Origin of the sequence: Lutibacter sp. HS1-25 (genome assembly GCF_004121075.1) — a bacterium.
In the GTDB taxonomy this organism is placed as follows: Bacteria; Bacteroidota; Bacteroidia; order Flavobacteriales; family Flavobacteriaceae; genus Lutibacter.
The window spans coordinates 1-1634 of sequence record NZ_RHLN01000079.1; the positions used below are offsets into that span (position 1 = coordinate 1).

A 1634-nucleotide genomic window follows, 5' to 3' on the forward strand; every position below is an offset into this window, starting at 1 on the left:
ATTTATCCTAACTTTAATTCCGTACGTTCAAATAGAGGGATTTCAGCAAGATTTTTTAAATACCATTGAGCATTTATTACCACCAAATACTTTTGAATCTGTTCAAGGTGTAATTGTAGATATTGCAAATAACAGGTATGGTGGCTTGCTTTCCTTTGGTTTTATAACTTCAGTTTTTTTAATGACAAATGGTGTGAATGCTGTTTTGGGAGGTTTTGAATATTCGTATCATATCAGCGAAATGCGAAATATAATTCGTCAGTATTTTGTATCAATGGGTATGGCAATTCTTTTGGCAGTGGTGTTGTTAATAACAGTTGCTTTAAATATTTATTTTGAAATGGCAGTTAATAATTTAACGGTTTCAGGATTGCTGGTTGATGATGTATTTTGGATACAATATGGCCGTTATGTTTTTTTTATCGTACTTATTTATGTTTCTGTTTCATTTTTATACAAATATGGCACAAAAGAAACCAAAGAAATTTCATACGTGCCAGGTGCCTTGTTAACTACCTTGTTAACCTTGTTAATGTTTAAGCTATTTGCAGTATATGTTATCAAATTTTCGACCTATAATGAGCTGTACGGATCAATAGGTACCTTGTTAATTTTAATGCTGTTTGTTTGGTTAAATTCCATTATTTTATTGTTAGGTTTTGAGTTAAACGCCAGTATTTACAGCCTAAAAAAACAATCACAAAATTAATACCTTATGAAAGTTATTGCAATGATTCCTGCTCGTTATGAAGCAAGTAGATTTCCTGGAAAATTAATGAAAGATTTAGCCGGAAAATCGGTTATTTTAAGAACTTATGAAGCCACAAAACAAACCAATTTGTTTGATGAGGTTTATGTAGTTACAGATTCTGATATTATTTTTAATGAAATTACTTCAAACGGTGGAAAAGCAATCAAAAGCATCAAAGAACACGAGTCGGGGAGTGACCGTATTGCTGAAGCTGTTGAGAATTTAGAGGTTGATATTGTGGTAAATGTTCAGGGCGACGAGCCTTTTACACAAGCCGAACCATTGTTTAATTTATTGGAAGTTTTTAAATCAGATACAGCTAAAGAAATTGCCATAGCTTCATTAATGATTAAAATGGAAGTTGAAGCTGAAATTAACAATCCTAACAATGTAAAAGTTGTTACCGACACTCAAAATTTTGCAATGTATTTTTCACGCTGTCCAATTCCGTATCCACGTGAAAAATCTATGGCAGTTTATTATAAGCATATTGGTATTTATGCTTTTAGAAAAGACGCTTTGTTGAAGTTTACAAAGTTGCCAATGTATCATTTAGAGGCAACTGAAAAACTAGAAAATCTTCGTTTTATAGCAAACGGATTAAAAGTTAAAATGGTTGAAACCAATAAATTGGCTATTGGAATTGATACGCCTGAAGATTTAGAAAAAGCAAATGCTATTTTTAATAAAACGGGTAATTTGTAAAATAATTTTTTTCTTCAAAATCTTCTGGAAAACATTCATATGTAAATCAATAAATGACATATAGTTATTTATGATAAAACTTTATGTCCACTGCCGCTAGTTTATAACGAGTGCCCACTTATAAATAATTCAAATAATTTGCCGCGTTGCAAACGCTTTTTGTTGGTTTCAAAAGTTA

2 protein-coding genes are annotated in these 1634 nt (G+C 31.2%); both read left to right on the forward strand.

Translation table 11 applies throughout. The features are described 5' to 3' along the window. The coding region (locus EC396_RS12295; RefSeq protein ID WP_164975279.1) for a YihY/virulence factor BrkB family protein at positions 1–709 on the forward strand (709 nt) is incomplete at its 5' end. Positions 710–715: 6 nt separating this feature from the next. Continuing rightward, a complete protein-coding gene (kdsB, locus tag EC396_RS12300; protein WP_129366753.1) occupies positions 716–1456 on the forward strand; it encodes a 3-deoxy-manno-octulosonate cytidylyltransferase in 741 nt (246 codons plus the stop codon). Positions 1457–1634: the final 178 nt, after the last annotated feature.

Coding starts and splice junctions, on each gene's coding strand:
- kdsB (WP_129366753.1), top strand. CDS start 716: ATGAAAGTTATTGCAATGATTCCTGCTCGTTATGAAGCAAGTAGATTT.